This is a genomic window from Flavobacterium humidisoli, assembly GCF_023272795.1.
Classification (GTDB): domain Bacteria; phylum Bacteroidota; class Bacteroidia; order Flavobacteriales; family Flavobacteriaceae; genus Flavobacterium; species Flavobacterium humidisoli.
This window is the reverse complement of the sequence record NZ_CP096829.1, coordinates 4,725,597-4,751,937: the sequence shown is the minus strand read 5'-3', so window position 1 is coordinate 4,751,937 and position 26,341 is coordinate 4,725,597. Positions and strand designations below refer to the sequence as shown.

General features: G+C 34.3%; 19 protein-coding genes. 13 read left to right on the top strand and 6 right to left on the bottom strand.

Annotation, left to right across the window (positions count from 1 at the left end; translation table 11 throughout):
• Nucleotides 1-60: 60 nt before the first annotated feature.
• The 4 genes from M0M44_RS20080 to M0M44_RS20065 all read right to left on the bottom strand — a co-directional run bounded on the left by M0M44_RS20080 (nucleotide 61) and on the right by M0M44_RS20065 (nucleotide 3,664).
• Complete coding sequence (locus tag M0M44_RS20080) at nucleotides 61-984, bottom strand: helix-turn-helix domain-containing protein (RefSeq protein ID WP_248727309.1); 924 nt, start codon at nucleotides 982-984, stop codon at nucleotides 61-63.
• Between the two features lie 183 nt (nucleotides 985-1,167).
• Entirely contained in the window at nucleotides 1,168-1,734 is a 567-nt protein-coding gene (locus M0M44_RS20075) for a 2'-5' RNA ligase family protein (RefSeq protein WP_248727308.1), read from the bottom strand.
• Between the two features lie 22 nt (nucleotides 1,735-1,756).
• Nucleotides 1,757-2,071, bottom strand: coding sequence for a hypothetical protein (locus M0M44_RS20070; protein WP_248727307.1), 315 nt, complete (start codon nucleotides 2,069-2,071; stop codon nucleotides 1,757-1,759).
• 561 nt (nucleotides 2,072-2,632) lie between these two features.
• A complete protein-coding gene (locus M0M44_RS20065; RefSeq protein WP_248727306.1) occupies nucleotides 2,633-3,664 on the bottom strand; it encodes an AraC family transcriptional regulator in 1,032 nt (343 codons plus the stop codon).
• A 41-nt stretch (nucleotides 3,665-3,705) separates the two neighbouring features.
• Between M0M44_RS20065 and M0M44_RS20060 the strand changes: the two genes are divergently transcribed.
• From M0M44_RS20060 to M0M44_RS20050, 3 genes are all read left to right on the top strand, one after another.
• Entirely contained in the window at nucleotides 3,706-6,162 is a 2,457-nt protein-coding gene (locus M0M44_RS20060) for a TonB-dependent receptor (RefSeq protein ID WP_420842790.1), read from the top strand.
• A 25-nt stretch (nucleotides 6,163-6,187) separates the two neighbouring features.
• Complete coding sequence (locus M0M44_RS20055) at nucleotides 6,188-7,420, top strand: DUF4374 domain-containing protein (protein ID WP_248727305.1); 1,233 nt, start codon at nucleotides 6,188-6,190, stop codon at nucleotides 7,418-7,420.
• A gap of 73 nt (nucleotides 7,421-7,493) precedes the next feature.
• Complete coding sequence (locus M0M44_RS20050) at nucleotides 7,494-8,915, top strand: PepSY-associated TM helix domain-containing protein (protein ID WP_248727304.1); 1,422 nt, start codon at nucleotides 7,494-7,496, stop codon at nucleotides 8,913-8,915.
• 84 nt (nucleotides 8,916-8,999) lie between these two features.
• Here the strand turns inward: M0M44_RS20050 and M0M44_RS20045 are convergent, their stop codons facing one another.
• Nucleotides 9,000-9,938, bottom strand: coding sequence for an alpha/beta hydrolase (locus M0M44_RS20045; RefSeq protein ID WP_248727303.1), 939 nt, complete (start codon nucleotides 9,936-9,938; stop codon nucleotides 9,000-9,002).
• A 407-nt stretch (nucleotides 9,939-10,345) separates the two neighbouring features.
• Here M0M44_RS20045 and M0M44_RS20040 point away from each other — a divergent pair, with 407 nt between their 5' ends.
• The 8 genes from M0M44_RS20040 to M0M44_RS20005 all read left to right on the top strand — a co-directional run bounded on the left by M0M44_RS20040 (nucleotide 10,346) and on the right by M0M44_RS20005 (nucleotide 20,065).
• Nucleotides 10,346-11,815 (top strand): MFS transporter, encoded by a 1,470-nt coding sequence (locus M0M44_RS20040; RefSeq protein WP_248727302.1) that lies wholly within the window; start codon nucleotides 10,346-10,348, stop codon nucleotides 11,813-11,815.
• 98 nt (nucleotides 11,816-11,913) lie between these two features.
• Complete coding sequence (gene kduI / locus M0M44_RS20035; RefSeq protein WP_248727301.1) at nucleotides 11,914-12,753, top strand: 5-dehydro-4-deoxy-D-glucuronate isomerase; 840 nt, start codon at nucleotides 11,914-11,916, stop codon at nucleotides 12,751-12,753.
• Nucleotides 12,754-12,757: 4 nt separating this feature from the next.
• Nucleotides 12,758-13,549: a gluconate 5-dehydrogenase gene (locus tag M0M44_RS20030; RefSeq protein ID WP_248727300.1), complete on the top strand. Its 792-nt coding sequence runs from the start codon at nucleotides 12,758-12,760 to the stop codon at nucleotides 13,547-13,549.
• A gap of 24 nt (nucleotides 13,550-13,573) precedes the next feature.
• Nucleotides 13,574-14,974, top strand: a complete 1,401-nt coding sequence (gene uxaC / locus M0M44_RS20025) for a glucuronate isomerase (RefSeq protein ID WP_248727299.1) — start codon at nucleotides 13,574-13,576, stop codon at nucleotides 14,972-14,974.
• A 64-nt stretch (nucleotides 14,975-15,038) separates the two neighbouring features.
• The gene (locus M0M44_RS20020; RefSeq protein ID WP_248727298.1) at nucleotides 15,039-16,058 is read left to right on the top strand and encodes a sugar kinase; all 1,020 of its coding nucleotides are present in this window, start codon (nucleotides 15,039-15,041) and stop codon (nucleotides 16,056-16,058) included.
• Nucleotides 16,059-16,070: 12 nt separating this feature from the next.
• Entirely contained in the window at nucleotides 16,071-16,739 is a 669-nt protein-coding gene (locus tag M0M44_RS20015) for a bifunctional 4-hydroxy-2-oxoglutarate aldolase/2-dehydro-3-deoxy-phosphogluconate aldolase (protein ID WP_248727297.1), read from the top strand.
• Nucleotides 16,740-16,959: 220 nt separating this feature from the next.
• Nucleotides 16,960-18,405, top strand: coding sequence for a tagaturonate reductase (locus M0M44_RS20010; RefSeq protein WP_248727296.1), 1,446 nt, complete (start codon nucleotides 16,960-16,962; stop codon nucleotides 18,403-18,405).
• Nucleotides 18,406-18,442: 37 nt separating this feature from the next.
• Nucleotides 18,443-20,065, top strand: a complete 1,623-nt coding sequence (locus tag M0M44_RS20005; protein WP_248727295.1) for a UxaA family hydrolase — start codon at nucleotides 18,443-18,445, stop codon at nucleotides 20,063-20,065.
• 348 nt (nucleotides 20,066-20,413) lie between these two features.
• Here the strand turns inward: M0M44_RS20005 and M0M44_RS20000 are convergent, their stop codons facing one another.
• Nucleotides 20,414-21,442 (bottom strand): LacI family DNA-binding transcriptional regulator, encoded by a 1,029-nt coding sequence (locus M0M44_RS20000; RefSeq protein ID WP_248727294.1) that lies wholly within the window; start codon nucleotides 21,440-21,442, stop codon nucleotides 20,414-20,416.
• Nucleotides 21,443-21,730: 288 nt separating this feature from the next.
• On the opposite strand from M0M44_RS20000, the gene M0M44_RS19995 reads away from it, so the two are divergent.
• Together M0M44_RS19995 and M0M44_RS19990 are read left to right on the top strand one after the other, a co-directional pair.
• Nucleotides 21,731-23,170, top strand: coding sequence for a glycoside hydrolase family 28 protein (locus tag M0M44_RS19995; RefSeq protein ID WP_248727293.1), 1,440 nt, complete (start codon nucleotides 21,731-21,733; stop codon nucleotides 23,168-23,170).
• Between the two features lie 30 nt (nucleotides 23,171-23,200).
• Nucleotides 23,201-26,329 (top strand): SusC/RagA family TonB-linked outer membrane protein, encoded by a 3,129-nt coding sequence (locus M0M44_RS19990; RefSeq protein ID WP_248727292.1) that lies wholly within the window; start codon nucleotides 23,201-23,203, stop codon nucleotides 26,327-26,329.
• Nucleotides 26,330-26,341 lie beyond the last annotated feature (12 nt).

The window sequence follows — 26,341 nt, the reverse complement described above, 5'->3', positions numbered from 1 at the left end:
AAACTTTTAAAAAGTTCTAGAAAACCTGAAACCTGAAACCTGAAACCTGAAACAAAACAACTAACTCCTGAAAGCAATCGGCGTAAAAGAAGTTTGTTTTTTAAAGAAATTAGAAAAATGCGCCAATTCCTCAAAACCAAGTGAATAAGCGATTTCAGAAATATTCCAATCGGTTTGTTTTAAAAGTATTTTAGCTTCGTTTGTCAAGCGGTTACTGATTAATTCGGTTGTTGTTTTTCCGGTGTTTTCTTTTAGAACTTTATTTAAATGATTTACGTGAACAGATAATCTTTCCGCAAAATCTTTCGCTGTTCGCAATTCTAATCGCTGATTTGGAGACTCAATAGGGAATTGCCTTTCTAATAATTCCGCAAATAAAGAAGAAACTCTCGCTGCCGAATTGTGTTTAGAATATAATGCTGTAATAGGCTGTAATTTTTGTCCGAAGTGAATTAACTCCGCCACATAATTTCGAATTAAATCATATTTGTAAATATAATCCGAGTTGATTTCTTTTTGTATTTTATTGAAAATCAATTCTACATCTGAAACTTCTTCATCCGAAAGCTGAAAAATAGGATATCCGTCTGAAGCAAAAATTGGGAGCTCGTCCAAATCAATTCCGCTTTTGTTTTTAGATAAAAATTCACTTGTAAAAACACAAAACTGCCCCCCTTGATTGGTGTCTTGCGGCAAATAGTTGTACGGAATTTTTGGTGTTGCAAATAACAATCCTTGTTTTTCGATTTCGATTACTTTATCGGCATATTCGGCTTTATTGTGTCCTCTAATCAAACTTATTTTATAATACGCTCTGCGGTCATAAGGCATTCCAGGCTTTCCTTTCATACGTTCCAGAAGTTCTTTAATATCGAAAACATTAAAATGCCCAATTTCTTTCTGAATGTCATTTGGCAATAAAGAAGTAGGATCAACAGTTGAACCTTCGGTAATATCTTGGTAAAAGGAATCTAGAGATTTCATATGGTAATGAATTGCGAAATTCAAATATACGAAAAATATAAAGATTAGTTTTTGTTTGTTTCAAGTTTAAGGTTGCAGTTAGTTTTGCTTTCTTCTTTAACCGCAAAGGACACAAGGTTTTTTCGGAAGGTTCGCAAAGAATTTAAACTTAGTTTACATTGTGTAAATCTTACCAATTTGCGATTAAAAAAGAATCCCTTGAACAAATTCAGGTTCTGGATTGCTTCCAAACTCAATTGAATCAATTACAAAAAACTGTTTTTTTATTGGATCAAATTCTCTTACAACAATTTCATTGCATAGAAAATCAATATTAATAGTAGTAAAAAGCTGAGAAGCTATTTTCAGATTTTCTGGAGTTAGTCGTCGTCCGATTGACATGTGCGGATCATCACTTTTTTTGAGTTTTAAAGATTTCAACGTATCGTGAATCTTTTTCATTATGGGTTTTAGATTCTTTTTAGATTCTTCGTTTGGAGCAATAAAAAAGGCTCCAGCATTCTCATAAGAACCAAAATGATCTAAATATACTTGAAAAGGCGTAAAAGTATCGCAGATTTTAATTAGCTTTTTCTTAATGGAATCGAGTTGAGATTCATCAATTTGGAATTCACAAATCGTAATATGTGCTTCAGAATTACAGCTGTTGTACCAATTCTTATGAACTTTACTTTTCAGAAGATCTTTCAATTCTTTGACAGTATCGACAACTGGTTTTGAGTAGAATACTACAGAATACGTTTTTTCCATTTTTAAGCTTTTAAAAACAAATTTAAAGCTTTCCTTTCAAATGTAATCGATGTAGGATTTCAGATTTCAATAAACCGCTTCCACCTCCAAAATGCTCAATGACTTCAACATTCGGCTGATTTTTTAAGCAGAAAGAAGTAAATTCTTTTTCGACATGATCTTCAATTGCAGAGCTCAAAAGAACAATATCAATTGTATTATTCTGAAAGTATTCTTGAGCTTCTTTTTCATTATTAAAAGCTACGGCGTTCCAGTTTTCATCTGCATTAACGAGACGAAGTAAAATAGCCAAAATAGCTTCATTTTTTCCGAGTAATAAAAATTGCAACTTTTTCATTTTTTATAGCTTCTAAAGTTCTTATAAGGAGGTATTAAGGTACCAAGTTTTAGATGTCCAATTACTAATTGACTAATTCCGTAATTGAATCGCTAACAAATGTAGGCAGGGTTTTGGAAAAATAGACTTAATCTAGGACAAGAAATGTTTTTTTTAGGCTTTTTCGCCCTTTTTATGTATGAATTCGATATTTTATTATGCTAAAATTTCGTTAAAGTATATTTTAGCAATATTTTGCAGTACAAACACTTAAGGATTTTAATTGAAAATAATGTTGTTAATTTTTTCATACAATGAGGAAAACCGTAAGGTATTCTCTTTTTAGGGCTTTACTTTTGGCATGTTGAAATTTAAAAACAAATGCTGTTTTTTACCTTTTTTAGAATATCATTTTTTAGGTTTTAACAATCATGTTTTTTGGAGAAACATTTTTTTTGAATTAAATTTTGACATATTCATTTGATCGTGGGTACTTGTATAAAAAGTTTAGATTATACATTAATGTCTTATTTTAAGGGTTTTAAGAGGAAGTCGACGGACTGAATTTTAAAACCCTTTTTTTTAGCATATAAAGGAAAAAGCAAGTAGCCAAAACTGAATGATATCGGTATTGAGTTTAAATTTCTGAGGAGAAAATCCGTAGTAGCTTTTAAAGGCAGCAGAGAAATGAGAAACGTCTTTATAGCCGCATTTATACGCCGTTTCGCTTACTGTAGAGGCTTTGCTTTGAAATAATTCTTTGGCATGCTCCATTCTAAGTTTGATGATATAGCTTTTTACAGTTGTTCCAAAACATGCTTTAAAACCCTTTTTTAATTTGAATTCGTTTAACGAAATAAGTCTGGAAAGTTCAGGAAGAGTAGGAGTGTTGCGATAATCGTTTTCTAGTATTTTTTTTGCTTCTAAAAGTTTATTGTACTCTTCTTCGTTGATTTTTTCTTCTGGTAAAGGTTTGACAATTAATGTTTCGAGCTGATGAATAAGCAATTCCTTGATTTTACTTTCGATGTAAATTCTCTTTAGAACCCCTTCTCGAGTGCAATTTTTTATTTCAGATGTCACCCATTGAATTGCTGGTGTAAAAGCAAGATATTTTGAGGTTAAATAACCCGATTGTTTCTGAAGGATTTTTTTTGAAAATTTTTCATGCAGCTGCCAATCTTCGTTGATGATGTTATAATAGAACTCTTTGGAAAGAATAATGGAAAGATAGTTTACATTTTTGTGAGCTGGAATCTTAAATGATCCCTTAAAATTATTGGTATAAAATATATTGTGTGTATTTTCTTTAGAATACTTTTCGCTTTCCAATTGCTCAATATGAGTTTCTATGTTACTGCTATAAATAAAATTCATAACAATAGATTCTTCGTCAATTTCAAAAAGAATGGTTTTAGAATTGGAGAAGTACAATTGAGTATCAAGTAGAACCAATCCTTCGGTTATGAAATGGCGACTAATTATTTTTTCCGAATGTTCATTTTCAATATTGACATTTTCTTCGGTTAAAATACTTTTTGGATAATATTTATCTCCAATTTGAATTTTAATGATGGGCGTTTGAGAAGTTAGAAGAGTGGCTTTGATTTTCAAAATATAATCCGTTTTTACAAAATAATAATCCGTTTTTCCCTATCTTTTTTAGAGACGTTGATGGTACTTTTGCAGCAAAGTTATTTATAATTAGTCTAATTAAAGATATATCAACTCAAAAATTTTTATTTGCCAGTTTATTTTTTCTAACCACGTTCTTATCATTTTCCCAGCAAAATCAAGGTTTCACAGTATCTGGAAAAGTTGTTGGAAATTCTGGAGAAACAATTCCGTTTGCAACAGTTGTCATCGAAAAAACAGGTTTAAGTGTTATTTCAGATGAAAACGGAACCTATATTTTTAAAAATGTACCATCAGGAAAACATACATTAAAAATCTCAGCAATGGGATTTGCAGTTCAGAAAAAACAGATTGAAATTTCAGGCAATTTGGATCTTTCAATTAAAATGGAAGGCGAATTGCAGGAGTTAGAAAGTGTAACCGTTTTGGGAAGATCTCAAACGGACAAAGTAAATAAACAATCTTATAGTGTAACTGCAATTGATGCTAAAAAGCTACACAACTCAACTTTAGATTTATCACATGCTTTGGACCGTGTTTCTGGTGTTCGTAACCGTGAAGCAGGTGGAGTAGGTTCTAGATCGGAGCTTTCTATAAACGGATTCTCAGGAAATCAGATTAAAGTTTTTATTGACGGAGTTCCGATGGATAATTTTGGTTCTTCTTTTCAGATGAATAATATTCCGATCAATTTGGCAGATCGTGTAGAAGTGTACAAAGGGGTTGTGCCAATTTGGTTAGGAGGAGATGCTTTGGGTGGAGCAATAAATATTGTAACGAATAGTAAACCAAGAACTTTTGTAGATGCTTCTTATTCATTTGGATCTTTTAATACACATCGTTCAAGCATAAACGCAGGTTATACGGCAAAAAGCGGTTTTACAACAGAAATTAATGCTTTTCAGAACTATTCAGATAACAATTATTGGGTAAATGTAGATGTAGCCGATTTAAATACGGGCGCTTATTTCCCAAATCAGAGAGTAAGACGTTTCCATGATAAATACCGTAACGAGACAGTGATTGTAAATGTCGGGATAACCGGAAAAAAATATGCAGATAAATTAATGATTGGTTTCACTGGAGGAGAGAATAAAGCTGATATTCAGACAGGCGCTAGGATGGTAAGTGTGTTTGGTGAGATTTACAGAAAAGGAAGCATCGTAATGCCAACGTTAAAATATCAGGTAAAAGACTTGTTTACCAAAGGACTGAACGTGAATGTTACAGGGAATTACAATTTTGGTTACGAGCAGAATATTGATACCGTTTTTAGAAGATACAATTGGTTTGGCGACTACAAACAATATGAAGGAGCGGGAGGAGAGAGAAGCCGTACGCTTCGTAAGTTCTACAACAACAATGGTATAGCAACTGCAAATGCAACGTATACGCTTAATGAGCGACACTCGTTTATGGTCAATAATACGTTTAATACCTTCGACCGTAAAGAAAGTGACGAGTTGGTCCCTGAATCCTTGGTTTATAAACAGCCTAAAAAAACGCAAAAAAATGTTTTAGGATTGGGGTATAAATTAGATTATAATGACAAGTGGAGTACTTCTGTGTTTCTAAAAGACTATTCATTAAAAACTACTTATTCAAGAAGTTACAATCCTTCAGGAGCTACAGGAGACATTGCTTATCAGAAATATGTAGACCATACTTCTACAACTGGTTATGGAGCGGCTACGAGTTATTATGTAAAACGTAATCTGCAGATTAAAGCCTCTTATGAAAAGACTTATAGGTTGCCAACTCCAGAGGAAATCTTTGGTAATGTTAATGATAATTTAGAAGGAAATCTTTCTTTGAAACCAGAATCTAGTAACAACTATAATTTAGGAGCAAGCTATCAGACGAGTTTCAGCGAAAAGAATGCTTTATCATTTGATGTAAATCTTTTGCATAGAAATGCTGTAGATTTTATTCGTCCGACATTGAATAATAACCAAACCATGACGACAAATGTCAATCAGGGAAAAGTGACGAATTATGGTATTGATGGTGAGGTAAGATATTCATACGGAAATCGTTTTACTGCCGGTTTCAATGCTACATACCAGAACATTAGAAATAAAACAATGTACGAGCCTAATCAGAACTACGTATCTCCTTTTTATAATGACAGAATTCCGAATATGCCTTATTTATTTGGTAATGCAGATGCGACCATGTTCTTTAATAATGTTTGGAAAAAAGGTAACAATCTTTCTGTTGGTTACAACTTGCTTTATGTGCATACATACTATTTGTCTTGGCCAAGTATGGGAAGCAAAGACAGCAAATTGGAAATTCCGCAGCAGTTTAGCCATGATTTGAATGCAGTTTATACTATGGCAAACGGAAAATACAATATTGCTTTAGAATGTAAAAACCTTTTAGATAATAAGCTTTACGACAATTTCTCATTACAAAAACCAAGTAGAGCTTTTTACATCAAGTTGAGATATTACTTCAGTAAATCAAATAATTAAATTTTAATACAAACACCATAATACAATGAAAAAAAGTACAACATTAGCTTTATTATCAGCTGTTTTAGCTTTTACAGCATTTTCTTGCAGTAGTGATTCTGATAAATCAGGAGGTGAAACTGGCGGAGGAAACGATACAGGAAAAACTAAATATATTATTACTGCAACAACGGGAGCAGCAGGAATTGCAGATTATTTATTAACTGCAGATGATGTCTCTACTGGAGTTATCACAACTACAGGAAACGGATTGGAGCAAGACGGAACATATCGTTATTACATTACAGCACAAAACAATTTCTTTAGTTTACTTTACGGACAAGGAAACCCAGGAGCTGTTACAACTTATAACTTAAACTCTGAAGGGAAACTAGTTAAGAAATCTGACTTTCAAGCAGAAACGGTACACGTATTTGCTGCTGTAAACCAAGATATTTTAACGATTAAAGTTCCAAGAAGTGGTGCTTCTATTGCTTCTATGTACAAAATTGATGCTACAAAATCACTTATTACAGGTGAGGCTCAACAAGATACTAAAGTACTGGCTAAAAATGGAGAAAGAGCTTTCTTTACTTGGGCAACTCAAGTTGGAGATAAAGTGTACATGCCTTATATGAGTATTAAAGGAGATGGTGTAGACAACTTCGGAACTGCGAATCCAGATAGTACTTGGGTTGCTGTTTACAACTACCCAGAATTGAAGTTAGAAAAAGTAATCAAAGATAACCGTACCAGTTATTTAGGAGCTTATTTTACAAATGGATTATTTCAAGATGAAAATGGAGATGCTTACGGTTTCTCTGGAGCGATTGCTACAAGCAATGCTGTAATGACTTCTACAAAACCTTCTGCGGTTGTGAGAATCAAAAAAGGAACTACAGAGTTTGATAAAACGTACTTCTTTAATGTTCAAGAAAAATCTGGCGGATATAAAATTTCTTCTACAAGCTACATTTCAAAAGGTAAATTCTTATTGTTAATGTATGGAAATGTTGGAAAAAACAATGGTGCAGTTAAAATGGCAATTGCAGATGTTTACAACCAAACGTTTACTTGGGTAACAGGTGCTCCAGAAACATTAACTTCTGTGACTAGCCGTTACAATATTACTTCAGAAGATGGAAGCTCTGCAATTGTAGGTATTAATACTCCTGACGGAAACTGGATTTACTCAATCAACGGTACAACTGCTGTTGCAACAAAAGGTATGAAAGTTGAAGGCGGACAAATTACTGCAATCCAAAAATTAAAATACTAATATTTTTTTGCCGTAAGTCCTTATTTGATGAGGACTTGCGGTTTTTTTATTTATCCTATTTATCTATCCAATTATGTTTTCTTCTTCAAAACCAAATAATAAGAAAAAAAGTAAAAAGTCGCTTTTTAAGCGCATCATGGCTTGGCTGCATTTGTGGCTCGGTTTGGCATCTGGAATTATTGTAGTTATTGTCAGTCTTACAGGCTGTATTTATGTTTTCGAAAATGAAATAAAAGATTTTATAGAAGACTGGCGTTTTGTAAAACCTCAGAAAGAAGCATTTTTACTGCCATCCCAATTGGTTTCGATTGCAGATAAAAAAATGAAAGATAAAAAAGCTACCAGTGTCACTTTTGGTGCAAAAGATGAAGCTGCGATTGTAGGTTATTTTGTAGAGAAAAAAGAAGAAGGTGAAAAAGGAGAACAAAAAAGAGGTGAAAGAAAAAAAGAGCTAGCCCAAAATAAAGAAAAGGCAAAATCTGAACTGAAACCTCAAGGAAAACCTGGCGAAAAAGGAAAAGGTAAGGAAAAGAAAGGCAAAGGAGGAAGAAGAAACGGTACTTTTATAAGTGTTTATATGAATCCGTATACGGGTGAAATATTAAATGTGAAGACTTTTTCTAGAGGAGATTCACCAGATTTTTTCAGATGGATTTTAAACGGACACCGTGCATTATGGCTTCCTTATGATATTGGAAGACCAATCGTTGGGGTTGCAGTTTTAATTTTCGTTGTATTATTAATTTCAGGCATCGTTTTATGGTGGCCAACAAAATGGATTAAATCCATTATAGATAAAAGTTTTAAAATTAAATGGGACGCCAGCTTTAAACGTGTTAATTATGACATGCATAATGTATTCGGTTTTTACAGCTGTATTTTCCTGTTTTTTATTGCTGTAACGGGCTTAGTATGGAGTTTTGGATGGTGGAGTAAATCTTTATATTGGGTGACATCTGGCGGAAAACCTTTGGTTGAAAACCGCGAGTCTCCAAAATCTGACACAACCAATGTGGCAGCATTTAATATCACAACAGCCGATAAGGTTTTATTGAATTTAAGAAAAGAAAATCCTCAGGCAGCCGGAATTATGATTAGTATTCCAGGAAAACCGGCGGATCCGATTGGTGCCTTTGTTTACAAACAAAAAAACACCTTTTACAATATGGACCGATATAGTTTTGATCAGCAAAGCTTGAAGGAAATTTCGATTAAAACTCCTTTTTCAGGAAAGTATATCGAAGCCAATATTCCAGACAAGATTCGACGTATGAATTATGATATTCACGTAGGAAGCGTTCTTGGACTTACGGGTAAAATTATTGCATTTTTGGCCAGTTTAATTTCAGCCAGTTTACCAATTACAGGATTTATTATCTGGTGGGGAAAACAGAAATTTGGTAAAAAGAAACCCGCTCCAAAACCAAAAGTAGCAAGTAAAGCAATTCCCGCTCCTAAATTGAAAAATACAGCAGAACAAGAAATTACTGCTTAAACATATTAAATTGGTTTCTATAATTCCTTTTTTTTTTTTTTTTTGATAAAAGGCAAAACTTGTAAAAGTTTTGCCTTTCTGTTTTTAATTATATCCGTTTGACTTTAGCCATTCCGCACAATCTCTAGTCCAAAATTTGCTAGTGTCCGCAACACCCAATCCAAATCCGTGACCGCCTTTTTCATAGATGTGCAACTCTGCTGAAACTCCATTTTTCTTTAACGCCAAATAGTAATTAATGCTGTTTTCTGGTATAACAACAGTATCATCTGTAGCGTGAATTAAGAAAGTAGGAGGCGTTTGAGAAGTCACTTTCTTTTCGTTCGAAAAAGAATCTATTAACTCTTTTGAAGGGTTTTCTCCAAGTAAATTGGTTTGAGAACCTTTATGTGTAATTTCATTTTCCATAGAAATTACAGGATAAATCAGCAGAGAAAAATCAGGACGTGCGCTTACTTTATAGGCAGATTCATAAATTTTATCATCATAATGAGTTGACGCCGTTGAAGCCAAATGCCCTCCAGCAGAAAAACCTAAAATTCCAACTTTATTAGGATCAATATTCCATTTTGCTGCATTTTGTCTTACGTAGCGAATGGCTTCCTGAGCATCTTGCAATGGTCCAACGTTTTTGTTTTTCATCGTTAAATCAGTCGGCATTCTGTATTTTAAGACAAATGCGGCAATCCCTAAACTATTAAACCATTCAGCGACTTTTGTCCCTTCTTTGTCAAAAGCTAAATGTGTGTAACCGCCACCCGGACAAATTACAACTGCAGTCTGATTTGGTTTTGCTTCTTTTGGAATAAAAATACTCAAAGTAGGAATAGAGACTTGGCTTGTACTTTGAACTTTTCCGTCTTTTAATTCTGGTTTTTCTTTATAATTGCCTGCTTTTACTTCATCTGGAATTTTATCCCATAACGGGATCACTTGATTTTGTGCACTCATAGAAAATAGCCCTGAAAAAAGAAGAAAGCTCAATGTAATTCCTCTTGAAAATTGTGTTTTTGTAGTTTTCAATTTAGTTTGTAATTATTTGGTTTGTAATAGTATAGGTTTTTCCGTCGAAAAATTGCAACCGATGGCCTAAATTAATTAAAATTGACAAGAAATACTTTTTTAATTGTAAATTTCAGGACAATTTTACCCCTTAAAAAGGATGAATTTCACCCGCTACCTTTTAACAAATATATTGTTTAATGTGTAATTTTGTATTCTTTTTTTTATGTATTATGTTTATTTTAGAAGCTAAAATAATTTTTTACACAATATTATTTGGATTGTACAGATTAAAAACTATATTTGTGCAATCGATTACATTTGTTTTCTTTGAAGGTGTTAATTTATTGATTTTAATATTTTTAGAAAGCAGTAAACACAGTCTTTTAAGATGACCAAAAATTACAAAACTATAATACCCACTTACTATGAATCAAACCGAAACTGTTGCAGTAAATCAAGGCATTAAAACTACAGGAAAATACCGTTGGAGTATTTGTGCATTGCTGTTTTTTGCAACTACAATCAATTACTTGGATAGACAAGTACTTTCGTTAACATGGAGCGATTTTATCGCGCCAGAATTCCACTGGACCAATAACGACTACGGAAATATTACCGCTTTATTTTCTATTTTTTACGCAGTGTCATTATTGTTTGCGGGAAGATTTGTAGATTGGTTGGATACTAAAAAAGGATTTCTTTGGGCAATCGGAATTTGGTCTGTAGGAGCTTGTCTTCACGCTTTCTGCGGTATTGCAACTTCAGGAATTATTGCAGGAGAATGGTTTGTTGGTTTTCATGGTTCAAAAGAAATAATTGGTACAATAAGCGATACAGCATTGGTAATCAATGTAAGTGTGGCTTTGTTTATTTTTGCTCGTTTCGTTTTGGCAGTTGGAGAAGCAGGAAACTTTCCTGCGGCAATTAAAACAACAGCAGAATATTTTCCTAAAAAAGACAGAGCTTTTGCAACTAGTATTTTCAATGCAGGAGCAACAGTTGGAGCTTTAGCGGCGCCAATTACAATTCCGTTTATTGCAAAATCTTTTGGTTGGGAAATGTCTTTCATCATCATTGGAGCTTTAGGATTTGTCTGGATGGGATTTTGGATGTTTATGTACGATAAGCCAGAGAAACATTCCAAAGTTACACCAGAAGAATTGGCTTATATTCAGCAAGACGATATTGCCGACAGCAAATTAGTTGGTTATGTGCCAGAAACGACTTCAAAAGTTTCTTTAATGGAATGTTTTAAATACAAACAAACTTGGGCTTTTGCATTCGGTAAATTCATGACAGATGGTGTTTGGTGGTTCTTTTTATTCTGGACTCCAGCTTATTTAAGCTCTGTTTACGGAATGGATTCTACAGAGGCTGCTCTTCCTTTGTTTGTGCTTTACATGATTACATTATTATCAATTATTGGAGGATGGCTTCCAACTTATTTCGTAGAGAAAAAAGGAATGAATCCATACGAAGGAAGAATGAGAGCAATGCTAATTTTTGCATTTTTCCCATTATTAGCTTTAATCGCACAGCCTTTAGGATATATCAGTTACTGGGTTCCGGTTATTATTATCGGAATTGCAGGTGCGGCTCACCAATCTTGGTCGGCAAATATTTTTACAACTGTAGGAGATATGTTCCCTAAAAAAGCCATTGCAACCATTACAGGAATTGGAGGTTTAGCAGGTGGTGTGGGTTCAACATTGATTAATAAAGGATCTGGAGTATTGTTTGATTATGCAAAAGATACCAATATGGTCTTTATGGGATTCAAAGGAATTGAGGCTGGATATTTTATCATTTTCTCAATTTGTGCTGTTTGCTACTTAACGGGTTGGATTGTAATGAAATCATTGGTTCCGAAATATAGCCCAATAACTGATTTATAAAGAAAAATGAACAGAATTGAAATATTTTTTTCGTTTCAATTATGCTATTTAAATATAAAAATATAATTTTGTGCAATCGATTACATTAATTTAAAATTATGACAAAATATAGTTCAAGATACGCGTCAAGCCCTGAAGCAGTAAAAAAGTATGATACACAGCAATTGAGAGAAGAATTCTTAATTGATGACTTAATGCAGGAAGATGAAGTGGTATTGGTTTATTCACATTACGATAGATACATTGCAGGTTCTGCAGTTCCTGTAAAAGGCGATTTGACTCTAGAAACAATTGACCCGTTAAAAGCGCCTTATTTTTTAGAGCGTCGAGAGTTAGGTATCATCAATGTTGGAGGAAGCGGTTCTGTTGTAGTAGAAGGAACAACTTATGAGTTAGGTTTTAAAGATGCTTTGTATATCGGAGCTGGAAATAAAGATGTGGTTTTTAAAAGTGACGACAAAAACAATCCTGCTAAATTCTATTTAAATTCTGCACCGGCGCATACCACTTATCCTACTAAGAAAGTAAGTTTAGCTGAAGCTAATAAATTGCAATTGGGAACAATGGAAACGGCAAACCACCGTACCGTAAACCAAATGATTATTGGCAGCGTGGTTACTACTTGCCAATTGCAGATGGGAATGACAGAGTTGAAACCGGGAAGTGTTTGGAATACAATGCCAGCGCACGTTCACGATCGTAGAATGGAAGTGTATTTCTATTTGGATATTCCTCAAGATCAAGCGGTTTGCCATTTTATGGGACAGCCACAGGAAACAAGACATATCTGGATGAACAATCACCAAGCAGTAATTTCTCCGCCTTGGTCGATTCACTCAGGTTCTGGAACCAGCAATTATACTTTTATCTGGGGAATGGCGGGAGAAAACTTAGATTACGGGGATATGGATGTTTGTAAAATCACTGATTTAAGATAAGAAAATGACAAACTTATTTGATATAAAAGGAAAAGTTGCCCTTATTACAGGAAGTACTCACGGACTGGGAATGGCAATGGCAAAAGGATTAGGTCAGGCGGGTGCAACAATTGTTGTAAACGGAAATTCTTCTCAAGAGAAAATTGATAATGCTGTAGCAGAATTAAAAAGTGAAGGCATAAATGCGGTGGGTTACAAATTTAATGTGACCGAAGAACAAGAAGTTAAGGCAGCTGTTGCGAAAATTGAAAGTGAAGTTGGACCAATTGATATCTTAATCAATAATGCTGGAATTATTAAAAGAATTCCACTTTTGGATATGGAAGTTTCAGATTTCAGAGAAGTAGTTGATATTGATCTTGTAAGTCCATTTATTGTTTCTAAGCATGTTGCAAAAGGAATGATTGAAAGAAGACAAGGGAAAATCATTAACATTTGCTCTATGATGAGCGAATTAGGACGTAGTACGGTTTCTGCTTACGCTGCTGCAAAAGGAGGTTTGAAAATGCTGACTAAAAACATGGCAACAGAATGGGCAAAATACAATGTTCAGATTAACGGAATCGGACCTGGATATTTTGCTACAGAACAGACAAAACCAATTAGAGTTGATGGGCATCCTTTTAATGATTTTATTATCAGCAGAACGCCTGCAGCAAAATGGGGAGATCCAAGCGATTTGGCTGGAGCAGCGATATTTTTATCATCAAAAGCGAGTGATTTTGTAAACGGTCACATTTTATATGTTGATGGAGGAATCCTTGCAACAATCGGAAAACCTTCAAACGAAGAATAATTTTCAAATTATATTTTAAAAGACATGAGCCAGACATTCATACACGATAATTTTTTATTAGAAAATAAATATGCTGAAGAGCTTTATCACAATTACTCTAAAAATCAGCCTATTATTGATTACCATAATCACCTAAATCCGCAATTTATTGCAGAAGATAAAATCTTTGATAATATAACACAAGTTTGGATTAACGGTGATCATTACAAATGGCGTGCAATGCGTACATTAGGAATCAACGAGCAGTTTGTAACGGGAAATGGATCTGATAAGGATAAATTTTTAAACTGGGGAAAAACGGTTCCGTACACCATGCGTAATCCTTTGTATCATTGGACGCATTTAGAATTAGCTCGTTATTTCGATATATATGATTTGTTGAATGAGAAATCTGCAGAGAAAATTTATATCGAAACTTCTGAAAAAATAAATTCTCAAGCATATAGCACGCAAAATCTTCTTAAAAAAGTAAATGCTGAATTAGTTTGTACTACCGAAGATCCAATTGATTCGTTAGAATTTCACCAAAAATTCGCGAACAATTCGACTGGAATTAAAATGAGTACGGCTTTCAGACCTGATAAAGCCATCTTAATTGCTAATGATGGATATAATGCATATCTGGACACATTAGGGGATGTGTCCGGAGTTGCAATTAACACTTATGCTGATTTACTTGCAGCATTAAGAAAAAGAATTGAATTCTTTAATGCAAACGGATGTAAATTGAGTGATCATGGTTTAGATCAGATTTACTTCGAAAACTTTACAGAAAGTGAAATCAATGCTATTTTCAAAAAGAAAAGAGAAAACGGAGAATTGTCTCCAGAAGAAGCATTGAAATTCCAAAGTGCTGTTTTAATTTTCTTATGCGAAACGTACCACGAATTTGGATGGGTACAGCAGTTTCACTTAGGAGCATTGCGTAACAACAATGCACGTATGCACAGAATCTTAGGCCCAGATACCGGATGGGATTCAATTGGAGATTATCCTCAAGCTCAAAAATTGTCAGGCTTTTTAAATGCATTAGACAGTAAAGATAAATTGACTAAAACGATTATTTATAACCTGAATCCTGCTGATAACGAAGTTATGGCAACAATGATTGGAAACTTTAACGACGGAAGCGTTCGCGGAAAAGTACAATTTGGTTCAGGATGGTGGTTCTTAGATCAAAAAGACGGAATGACAAAACAATTGAATGCGCTTTCAAACATGGGTTTAATTAGCTGTTTTGTTGGTATGCTAACAGATTCTAGAAGTTTCCTATCATTCCCAAGACACGAATATTTCAGACGTATTTTATGTAACCTTTTGGGAGACGAAATCAAACGCGGTGAACTTCCAAACGATATGGAATGGATCGGTAAATTAGTTGCTGATATTTCATACAACAATGCAAAAGAGTATTTCAAATTTTAATTAAAAGTTAACCGCAAAGTTCACGATCCCGAGAGTTATCGGGAGTAGCAAAATAGATATAATTATGAGTAGAGTAGTTGCATTTGGAGAAATCATGCTGCGTTTATCGACAGAAAGACATTTGCGTTTTTCACAATCTACAGCATTTGGTGCTACGTATGGAGGTGGAGAATTTAATGTATGTGTTTCGTTGGCTAATTATGGCGTAAATGCTGAATTTGTTACCAGACTGCCTGAAAATGAAATTGGTTTCTCTGCATTAAAAGAAATCAGAAAAATGAATGTCGAATCTAAAAACATTGTTTATGGAGGAGAGCGTTTAGGAATCTATTTCTTAGAAACTGGAGCAGGAACTCGTGGAAGCAATGTCGTTTATGATCGTGCTCACAGCGCCATGTCAACTATTCAAAAAGGACAGGTCGACTGGGAAAAAGTGCTGGAAGGAGCTGAATGGTTTCACTGGAGCGGTATTACACCAGCGATTTCAGAAAGTGCAGCAGAAGCTTGTTTAGAAGCGATTAAAGTCGCTCATAAATTAGGAGTTAAAATCTCATGTGATTTAAATTACAGATCAAAACTTTGGCAATATGGTAAAACGCCAAGCGAGGTAATGCCAGAAATGCTAAAATACAGCAATGTGATTTTAGGAGATATCGATACAGCATATTTTATGTTGGGAATCCCAAAAGTAAATCCGAATTATCAGGATGAAAAATCACTTCCAGCAGTATACGATAAATTGTTTGAATTGATTCCGAGCCTGAAGGTGGCGGCAACAACACTGCGTTACTCTGTTAGTGCTTCTCACCAGAGAATCGGCGGAATTTTATACGACGGAAAAGCAATTTACAGTGCAGCAGTTAAAGAAGTTACTCCAGTTGTAGACCGTGTTGGAAGCGGAGATGCCTTTATGGGCGGATTAATCTACGGTTTGTTGGAATATAATAATAACCAAAGAGCTTTAGATTTTGCAGTTGCCGCTTGTTGTTTGAAACATACAATTGCTGGAGATTATAACTTGGTTACTTTAAAAGAAGTTGAAAATATGATTGATGGTGATGGTTCTGCATTAGTATCAAGATAATTTTAAATAAAAATGGCAAAATATTCAAGAATTGAAGTAGCTCAGACAATGAAAGATAATGGTATGGTTCCGTTGTTTTTTCATTCTGATATTGAGTTGAGTAAGAAAGTTTTAAAAGCCTGTTATGACGGTGGTTCCAGATTAATGGAATTTACCAGCAGAGGTGATTTTGCTCACGAGGTTTTCGGAGCCTTAAACAAATATGCTTTAGCAGAACTTCCAGGAATGATCTTAGGAGTAGGTTCTATTACAGATGCAGCTTCGGCTTCGTTATACATGAGTTTAGGAGCAAATTTTATTGTAACACCGGTTTTTAGAGAAGATATAGCTATAGCTTGTAACCGTAGAAAAGTGCTTTGGTCTCCGGGCTGTGGTACTTTGACAGAAATTGCAAGAGCAGAAGAATTGGGCTGTGAAATTGTAAAATTATTTCCAGCTGATACCTACGGACCAGAATTTATTAAAGCCATAAAAGGCCCATGTCCGTGGACAAACATTATGCCGACTGGAGGCGTTTATCCAACGGTAGAAAGTTTAAGTTCATGGCTGAATGCTGGTGCAACTTGCGTTGGTTTAGGTTCGCAATTAATCTCAAAAGATATATTAGACAACAAAGACTTCGACGGATTAACTGCAAAAGTGAAACAGGTTCTTGACATTATAAAAGATATTAGAAAATAGATTAAGGGGTAATCATGCCGAACTCCTTATTTTATAAGTTTTTTTTAGATTTTTAGAGATTGTAATAGAGCATTACGCTTGAAAAATGGAATCCGCCATTCCTCACAGCAGATTTTATTTTACTCAATCGAGTGTGATGCTTCTTTTGCAATTTTAAAGGCAGAAATGAAGAGATAAGGTTTATAAATGGTTATTTATAACGCATTAAAGAAAATTTACAATGAAAAAATTAAATAGAATAAATACAGGATTAGAAAAGTTACAGCCAATTAAGGTGGTTCAGTTTGGAGAAGGTAACTTTTTAAGAGCCTTTGTTGATTATGCTTTTGACAAACTAAATAAAGAAGTTGATTTTAATGCCGGTATTGCAATAGTTCAGCCTTTGAAAGACGGTATGGTAAATATGATTAATGATCAGGACGGTCTTTATACCTTATTTATGAACGGAATTAAAAAAGGTGAAAAAATACAAGATATTGAGTTAATTACCAATATTGTAAAAACGATAAACCCTTATACTGAATTTGCAAATTATTTGGCTTTAGCCAAAGAAGAAGAGCTTCAGTTTATTGTTTCTAATACTACAGAAGCTGGAATTGAATTTATTGAAAGTGATACTCCAGACATGCAGCCGCCAGTGTCATTTCCTGCAAAATTGACGGTTTTATTATATGAAAGATTTAAACATTTTAATGGAGATGCTTCTAAAGGAGTTACAATAATTCCTTGTGAATTAATTGATTATAACTCTGAGACACTGAAAAAATATATCTTGCAATATGTTGATTTATGGAAATTAGAAGATGCATTTAAAACTTGGGTATCAGATGCTTGTACATATCATAGTACTTTGGTTGACAGAATCGTTCCTGGATATCCAAGAGCTGAAATTGAAGAGTACAATAATAAATTAGATTATGAGGACAATTTAATCGTTGCTGCTGAACCTTTTTTCCTTTGGGCTATTGAAGGCGGAGATGATTTAAAAGCAAAATTGCCATTTCATAAAACAGACTTGAATGTAAAAATCGTTGATGATATACGTCCTTTTAAAATGATTAAAGTTCGTATTTTAAACGGTGCGCACACGGCAATGGTTCCTTTTTCACTTTTACATGGTAATAAATTAGTAATGGAAACTGTTAACGGAGACTTTACTGGAAAATTTGTAAACAGCGTTATTAGTGAAATTAGTGAAACTCTTGATATGGACAAAAATGAAATTACGGCCTATTCTGAGGAAGTAATGGACCGATTTAAAAATCCATTTATCAAACATGCGCTTGCTGATATTGCATTAAATTCTGTATCGAAATTCAAAGTAAGAGTTTTGCCTAGTTTATTAGGATATTATAAGGCTAACCAAAAATTGCCTGTTAATTTGACTTTTTCATTAGCGAGTTTAATTCGTTTCTACAAAGGAACGTGGAATGGTCAAAGTTTACCGGTTAAAGATGGTGAAGATATTACCGCTTTCTTTAACGGACTTTGGAAGTCTGATGATTACGAGAAAATCGCTCGTTTGACATTACAAAACAAAGGTTTCTGGGATGAGGATTTAACTGAAATTCCTGGATTAACAAGAGCAATTACAATTGCTTTGGAAGAAATAGATTCAAACGGAATTGAAGCTGGTTTTGCTAAGTTTCAAGAAAGAATAAAATAAGGAAAAACACAAAAAGAACAAAGAACAAAGGTTAATTATGGCAACGCAGAAAAAATTAATAAAAGTTCACCCAACCGACAATGTTGCGGTTGCTTTGGTGGATCTTACTGCAGGCGATGTGATTGATTTTGAAGGACAATCAATTACAGTAGAGTCTGATGTGAAAATGAAACATAAGATTGCAATGGTTCCTTTTAATGTAGGGGACAGAATCATTATGTATGGTGTTTTAGTAGGAAAAGCAAGTGCAAGAATCGAAAAAGGAGGATTGCTTTCTACTTTAAACGTAAAACACGAAAGTGATAAAGTTACAGGCAAAACAGAAACTATTGGCTGGAATGCTCCTAATATTGATAAATGGAAAGATAGAACGTGGCAGGGCTATCACAGAGAAGATGGACAGGTTGGAACAGAAAATGTGTGGTTGTTTTTTCCATTGGTTTTTTGTGAAAACAGAAACATCGAAATCCTAAAAGATATTTTTGAGAAAGAATTGATGAAACCTAAAGAGAACGATTATCAGTTGTTGTTGCGTTCTTTGGTGAAATCAGAAACTGGAGGAGCAGGAAATCAAGAAGCTTCAAACGATGCTAACTTGTTCAATAATATTGAAGTGAAATTCATTACGCACCAAGGTGGATGTGGTGGAATTCGTCAAGATTCTCACAGTTTAGCGAAGCTTTTGGCTGGTTATGTAAACAATCCAAACGTGGCTGGAGCAACGGTATTGAGTTTAGGATGCCAGAATCTTCAAATTTCAATTTTCAAGGAAGCTTTAGATGCTATTAATCCAAACAGTAAAAAGCCTGTTTTGATTTACGATCAGCAGTCTATCGGGACAATTGAAACGATGTTGAGCAGTGTAGTAAAAGATACTTTTGAAGCCATTAAAAAGGCAAACGAAATTAAGAGAGAGCCAGCTCCATTATCTAAACTAAGAATTGGTTTAGAATGCGGTGGATCTGACGGATTTTCTGGAATTTCTGCAAACCCAACGTTGGGAGTATTGTCGGATCATTTAGTTGCTTTAGGAGGAACTACAATTCTTTCTGAATTTCCTGAATTATGTGGAGTAGAACAGGAATTAGTAAACCGTTGTATAGATGATAAAGATGGAAAACGTTTCTTAGATTTAATGCAATGGTACGAAAAAACAGTTGTAGATGCAGGTTCAGGATTTGATATGAATCCGTCTCCAGGTAACATCAAAGACGGTTTAATTACAGATGCAATGAAATCGGCTGGTGCAGCTAAAAAAGGAGGGACTTCACCAATTGTAGGCGTTTACGATTATGGAGAATATATTAATGAACCAGGCTTTACATTGTTATGTACTCCTGGAAACGATGTAGAATGTACAACTGCAATGGTTGGTTCTGGAGCCAATATGGTATTGTTTACAACAGGTTTAGGAACTCCGACAGGAAACCCAATTGCACCAGTTGTAAAGATTTCATCAAACACGCAGTTAGCAAATAAAATGTCTGATATTATCGATATTGATACTGGTGGAATTATCACTGGAGAAAAATCAATTGATGAAATGGCCGACGAAATGTTAGAATTTATTATTGATGTTGCCAGCGGTAACATTAAAACTAAAGCTGCAATATTAAATCAGAACGATTTTATTCCTTGGAAAAGAGGGGTATCGCTTTAAATTTTTAGGTACTAAGGTTCTAAGGAGCAAAGTGACAAAGGTTTATATAGAAGACGCACAATATAGTGCGTCTTTTTTTTGTTAGGTTTATCCGTAGAGACTTACAGTACATCTTTTTTTTTCTAGAGAAAGCTCCAGCGGAGCAAAATATTTATAGAATTACAATATGACAGGTAAAAGAAGCTCCAGAGGAGCGACATAAATCTAGGCTGTAGAAAAAATATAACGCCCCTCTGCTTGATCGTGTGAATCTTTATTCTTTGCTATAAATATTTTGTTTCTCCGAAGCCTCGCATAAAAAAAGCCCATTCTAAAATGAGCTTATATAATTTATATAGTGAAAAAAAATTAAAAATTAGTTCTTGTCGAAGATTTACGAATATGCAATTCTGGTGCAAGAACAACTTTCTTTTCTATTTTAATAGTATCTGTTTTGTCTACTTGTTCTAAGAAAACACGCGCAGACATTCTTCCCATTTCTAATGGTGACTGATCTACAGAGGTAATCGATAATTCCATGAATTTGGTAAAAGGTTCGTTACTGAAACCCGCAACACAAAACTCACTCGGAATACTGATATTTCGTTCTTTTAACTCTTGTATTGCTCCTAAAGCAGCAAAATCACTCGAAGAAAATATGGCATCTGGAGGAGTTTCTAATTGTAAAAGTTTATCAACAGCTTCTTTTCCGGCATCGACGGCACTTTTGGTATAGATTACATATTTTTCATTAAACTCTATTCCATTGTCTATTAAAGCTTGTTTGTAGCCTAAAAAACGATTTTTAAAGATGTCCAATGATTGATCTCCAGAGAAATGAGCAATATTTCTACAGCCTTCATCAATTAAGTGTTTAGTTGCAAGATAACCACCTTTAAAGTCATTAATGGTTACAGAACTTACGCCATCAATGTGTTTGCTTCTATCAAAAAAGATCAACGGCACATTTTTTTCTAATACATTTCTGAATGCACTGTCATTTTCATCTGAAATGCCAGTAACCGACATCATAATTCCGTCTACTTGTGCATCTACCAGTGTGTGAAGGTTTTCGTTTTCTCTTTTAATGCTTTCATGGGTCTGGCAAATAATAACCTGATAGCCGTGAGGATAAAGCTCTTCTTCGATTCCTCGAATTACCGACGCGAAAAAATTGCTGTCAATACGCGGAACAATAACTCCGATATTATTACTTCGACCGCTTTTTAAAGCTAAAGCAAGTTTGTTTTGCTTATAGTTCATCGCAGCAGCAGTTTTGATAACCAACTCTCGCGTCGCTTCCTTTATTTTAGGATTATTGTTTAACGCTCTGGAAACAGTTGCAGCTGTGATGTTTAATTTTTCAGCAATATCGTAAATAGTTACTTTTTCACTCATTCAAAAAAAGTTTATCGAATTATTTTTAAACAAAAGTACATTTTTTTTCATTACACAATAAATATTGTTATCGATTACCATAATTTAAAACTCAAACGTTTTAGGTTTTACAATGATAATAAATTATCTAAATTTTTGCATTAAATGTAATTAAAATTTGTAATAAAAATTAAATATATAATTTTTTTCTAAATTAATTTGGTGTGTCAGAACTATTTTTCTACTTTCGTGTAATCGATTACATCAATTCTGAGGTTTTTGGTATTAAAACAAGAAAAATCTGTGCAAATGATTACAAATAAGATAGTCACAATAAAAAAGATTCTTTTTTTAGTCGCTTTGACGCTGTTGATTTCGTCGTGTGCGAAACATTCTTCATCTCTTTCTTCAGAAAATCCGTGGCAAAGAATGGATTTAGTTATAAAAAGCATCCCTCAGACTCATTTTGCAGATAAAGTTTATAATATAAAAGATTTCGGAGCTGTTGCAGATGGAAAAACATTAAACACTTTAGCTTTTCAGAAAGCAATCAAAGAGTGTACGGCAAATGGCGGAGGGCAGGTTTTAGTTCCAAACGGAAAATTTCTAACGGGAGCAATTCATTTAGAGAATAATGTCAACCTGCATTTAGAAGATCACGCCGAGATTCTTTTTAGTTTAAATCCAAAAGATTATCCTATTGTTCATACTTCGTGGGAAGGAACAGAATTAATGAATTATTCTCCGCTTATTTATGCAAAGAATAAAACCAATATTGCAATTACTGGAAAAGGAACTTTAAACGGTCAGGCAGACAGCACCAACTGGTGGATTTGGTCTGGTGGAAAAGGTTATGGATGGAAGAAAGGTATTCCGTCTCAAAATGATCCTACGAATCGTGAAGTTTTGGTTGATATGGCAGAAAAAGGAATTCCAGTTTCTGAAAGAGTTTTCGGAGAAGGACGTTATTTAAGACCCAATTTTATTGAGTTTTTTGAATGCAATACGGCTTTGGTAAAAGATATTACCATAATCAATTCTCCATTTTGGATTTTGCATCCAATTAAAACAAACAATATGATTATTGACGGCGTAACGGTCAATAGCCATGGTCCGAACAATGATGGCTGCGATCCTGAATATTCGCAAAATATTCTAATCAAAAACTGCACTTTTAATACTGGTGACGATTGTATTGCTATTAAAGCGGGACGTGACGGAGACGGAAGAAGAGTGGCAATACCAAGTAAAAATATCATTGTACAAAACTGCAAAATGATCGATGGCCATGGCGGTGTTGTAATTGGAAGCGAAATTTCAGCAGGCGTAAATAATGTTTTTGTAGAAAACTGTGTCATGGACAGTCCGAATTTGGACCGTGCCATTCGTATCAAAACCAATTCGAAAAGAGGAGGAGTTATCGAAAATATTTATGTGCGAAATCTAGAAGTGGGAACTGTAAAAGAATGTGTTTTAAAACTAAACATGTTTTATAATGTATACGGATCTCAGACAGGAAACTTTATTCCAGTAATTAGAAATGTAAGCTTAGAGAATGTTACTGTAAAAAACGGTGGTAAATACAGCGTTTGGGCAGAAGGTTATCAGGAATCTCCAGTTGAGAATATTACGCTGAAAAATGTAAAAATCCAAAAGGTAGATTCTGTCTATTTATTAAAAAACGTAAAAAACATAAATTTTATAAATACCTATATCAATGAGAAAAAAGTAGAATCTATTAACAACTAAACACTATCAATTAACCAAACTTTAAACCACATGAGTATTAAACAATTATCTGAGAAAAAAGATAAGTACTTTGTATTTTTCTTTTTCCTGAATTTTTTGCTGTGCAGTTCTATATATGCACAGTCAACAACAATTGAAGGGAAGATTACCGACGCTACAGGTATGTCGCTGCCAGGGGTAAACATTAATGAAAAGGGAGCTAAAAACGGAACTTCGACAGATTTTGAAGGAAGTTTCAAAATTAACGTATCAAATAGTAAAGCTACCTTAATAATTAGCTATTTAGGATTTCAGACACAAGAAGTAAGTGTTGCTGGAAAAACTAAAATCAATGTAAGTTTAGCAGAACAATCAAACGCATTAACAGAAGTTGTTGTTGTTGGATACGGTTCTGTAAAAAAGACAGATCTTACAGGATCTGTTAGTACCATTAGTGCTGCTACTATCACAGAAAGAAATACAATCAATCCATTAGAAGCTATTCAAGGTAGTACGCCAGGGGTTCAGATTTCATCTTCATCAGGACGTGCGGGAGACGGATTTAAAGTAGTAATTAGAGGAAATAATTCCCTAATTGCAGATTCAAATAATCCAAGTGTGGTAGGATCTTCACCTTTATACGTTGTAGATGGTGTGCCAATGGATGGAATTGATTTCTTAAATCCTCAGGATATTGCCAGAATGGACGTTTTAAAAGATGCTTCTTCTGCTGCAATTTACGGTTCTAGAGGATCAAACGGGGTTATCATTGTAACAACAAAAAGTGGAACTAGTGCAAAAGCAGGAATTAGTGTAACTTTTGATACTTCTTACGGAAATAAAATTGCTACAAGATTACCAAAAATGATGACAGGAGAAGAATGGTGGAAATTTCATCAAGTTGCTTATATGAGTGCAACACCTCAAACACAAACTCCGGCACAGTTGGCAGCTTTGGCAGGTAACCAAAGCCCATTATTGGTTTCTCGTGCAAACAGCGGTTACAATTTTGATTGGTACGATGCTGTACTTAAATCAGGGATGACAGAGAATAATTATTTAAATATTTCTGGACGTTCAGATTCAGGTTTAAGCTATAACTTAGGATTTGGAATCCAGAGTGATCGTGGTCTTATTGAAAATGACGCAACAGATAAATACTCTTTTAAATTAGGATTGAATCATAAAATAAACGACAAATTTTCTACAGGAGTAAACGTTACAATTGCTAGATTAGATAACCAATTAGGAAGTGATTTAGCAATGCAAGATGCGTTTAGATTAAGTCCGTTAATGTCTCCATGGGCTGTTGACGCAAAAGGAAATGAGCAAGTGGGAACTTTGTTTTTCTTGCCTGGAAAATTGACTTATCCTGATGGCTCTTGGGCAATCAATAAAACGTCTACAGTCAATCCGTTAATGGAGATTGCGAATTCTTCTCAAACAGAAAAAACATGGCAGACTGTAGGAAATGCCTATTTTCAGTATCAGCCTCTAAAATGGCTTTCGTTTAAAACCACTTTTGCGGCAGGAATTATGAATAGTAGAGATTCTTCTTCTTACACAGCACAAACAAATGCAGGGGTAACTTTAAACGGAAAAAATTCTGCGACTTTAGAAAGTTCAGACAACTTCAATTATACTTGGGACAATCAAATTGATTTGAAACATACTTTTAATGAAGTGCATGATGTTAGCGTATTATTATTGCAAAGTTTGTATTCCAATACAGATGAAAACTCTTATATGTATTCTAATAATCAGCCTTTTGATGTTGGAACAGATAATATGGGGTCTGGTGCACAAACGAGCTATGTAATAAAATCTGCTTATGCTAAAAATACTTTAAACTCGTACGCAGTACGTTTAAACTATGCATTTAAAGACAAATATTTGGTTACCGCTTCTACAAGATGGGATGGTTCGTCTGTTTTATCTGAAGGCAACAAATGGGAAAGCTTCCCATCATTAGCCTTAGGATGGAAACTTAGTAAAGAATCATTTTTAGCAAACAGTTCTGTTGTTTCAGATTTAAAATTGCGTGCTAGTATTGGTTATACAGGAAATGATAATGTTGCGCCATATACTTCGCAAGCATTATTAAATCAGCAGACTTTTTATGCAATGGGTTCAAACGTTGTTCCAGGTTGGCAGTCAGAGAATTTGGCAAATCCAAATTTGACTTGGGAAAAAACGAGAGAATACAACTTGGGTCTTGATTTTGGATTCTTAAAAAATAGAATTACAGGTAGTGTAGATGTATACGACAGATTATCAGATAATTTGATTTACAAACAGCAATTGCCAGCTGAGACAGGTTGGAAAAATACGTTTGCAAATGTTGGATCTGTTAGCAATAAAGGTATAGAAGCTTTATTGACTACAAAAAACATTAAGTCTGGAAAAGTAACTTGGGAAACGACTTTTACTTTTACTAAAAACGTAAATAAATTAGAGTCAATTTACAATCAGGACAAAGTAAGTGATATTGGAAACAAATTAATACTTGGTGCGCCATTAAACCCAAATTACAATTATGTTTACGATGGAGTTTGGCAAGAAAGCGAAGCGGCTCAGGCAGCATCTTACGGAATGGCTCCTGGTCAAGCAAGACCAAAAGATTTAAACGGAGATGGTAAATTTAATCAAGATGATAGAACGGTAATTGGAAACCCAAATCCAGAATGGCAAGGAAGTTTATATTCTAAATTAGTTGTCGGACAATTTGATTTTAATTTTTCAGTCTTAACAAGTCAAGGGCAAACTGTTTTAAGTACTTTCCACCAAAACTTTGCCGATGTAAGCGATAGAGGACGCCAAAAATTAGCAATGGATTATTTCATTCCAACAAATGGTGCAGGAATCGAGGCTAATGCCAATACTACAAACCCAAGACCAGGTCCTGTTGCAACGGGAGCAGGAGCCTATTGGACTTCTCTTTTTGGGTACTATAGAGATGTTTCTTACGTGAAAATTAAAAATATATCTTTAGGTTACACTTTAGATTCTGAATTATTGAAAAAACTAAAAATTTCTAATTTCAGAATTTATGTAAACGTTCTAGATCCATTTGTGTTTACAAATTTTGATGGTTACGATCCAGAATGGGCAGCTTCTCCTTTTGGAGTAAACCGTCCAGCGGCAGTAACTACACAATTGGGATTAAGTGTTAAATTTTAATAAAGATATTCA

Excerpts from the sequence above, each read along its gene's own strand:
- M0M44_RS20080 (WP_248727309.1), bottom strand. The coding sequence starts at position 984 with ATGAAATCTCTAGATTCCTTTTACCAAGATATTACCGAAGGTTCAACT.
- M0M44_RS20015 (WP_248727297.1), top strand. The coding sequence starts at position 16,071 with ATGGCAAAATATTCAAGAATTGAAGTAGCTCAGACAATGAAAGATAAT.
- M0M44_RS20075 (WP_248727308.1), bottom strand. The coding sequence starts at position 1,734 with ATGGAAAAAACGTATTCTGTAGTATTCTACTCAAAACCAGTTGTCGAT.
- M0M44_RS19995 (WP_248727293.1), top strand. The coding sequence starts at position 21,731 with ATGATTACAAATAAGATAGTCACAATAAAAAAGATTCTTTTTTTAGTC.
- uxaC (WP_248727299.1), top strand. The coding sequence starts at position 13,574 with ATGAGCCAGACATTCATACACGATAATTTTTTATTAGAAAATAAATAT.
- kduI (WP_248727301.1), top strand. The coding sequence starts at position 11,914 with ATGACAAAATATAGTTCAAGATACGCGTCAAGCCCTGAAGCAGTAAAA.
- M0M44_RS20040 (WP_248727302.1), top strand. The coding sequence starts at position 10,346 with ATGAATCAAACCGAAACTGTTGCAGTAAATCAAGGCATTAAAACTACA.
- M0M44_RS20030 (WP_248727300.1), top strand. The coding sequence starts at position 12,758 with ATGACAAACTTATTTGATATAAAAGGAAAAGTTGCCCTTATTACAGGA.
- M0M44_RS19990 (WP_248727292.1), top strand. The coding sequence starts at position 23,201 with ATGAGTATTAAACAATTATCTGAGAAAAAAGATAAGTACTTTGTATTT.
- M0M44_RS20010 (WP_248727296.1), top strand. The coding sequence starts at position 16,960 with ATGAAAAAATTAAATAGAATAAATACAGGATTAGAAAAGTTACAGCCA.
- M0M44_RS20050 (WP_248727304.1), top strand. The coding sequence starts at position 7,494 with ATGTTTTCTTCTTCAAAACCAAATAATAAGAAAAAAAGTAAAAAGTCG.
- M0M44_RS20055 (WP_248727305.1), top strand. The coding sequence starts at position 6,188 with ATGAAAAAAAGTACAACATTAGCTTTATTATCAGCTGTTTTAGCTTTT.
- M0M44_RS20005 (WP_248727295.1), top strand. The coding sequence starts at position 18,443 with ATGGCAACGCAGAAAAAATTAATAAAAGTTCACCCAACCGACAATGTT.
- M0M44_RS20000 (WP_248727294.1), bottom strand. The coding sequence starts at position 21,442 with ATGAGTGAAAAAGTAACTATTTACGATATTGCTGAAAAATTAAACATC.
- M0M44_RS20020 (WP_248727298.1), top strand. The coding sequence starts at position 15,039 with ATGAGTAGAGTAGTTGCATTTGGAGAAATCATGCTGCGTTTATCGACA.
- M0M44_RS20070 (WP_248727307.1), bottom strand. The coding sequence starts at position 2,071 with ATGAAAAAGTTGCAATTTTTATTACTCGGAAAAAATGAAGCTATTTTG.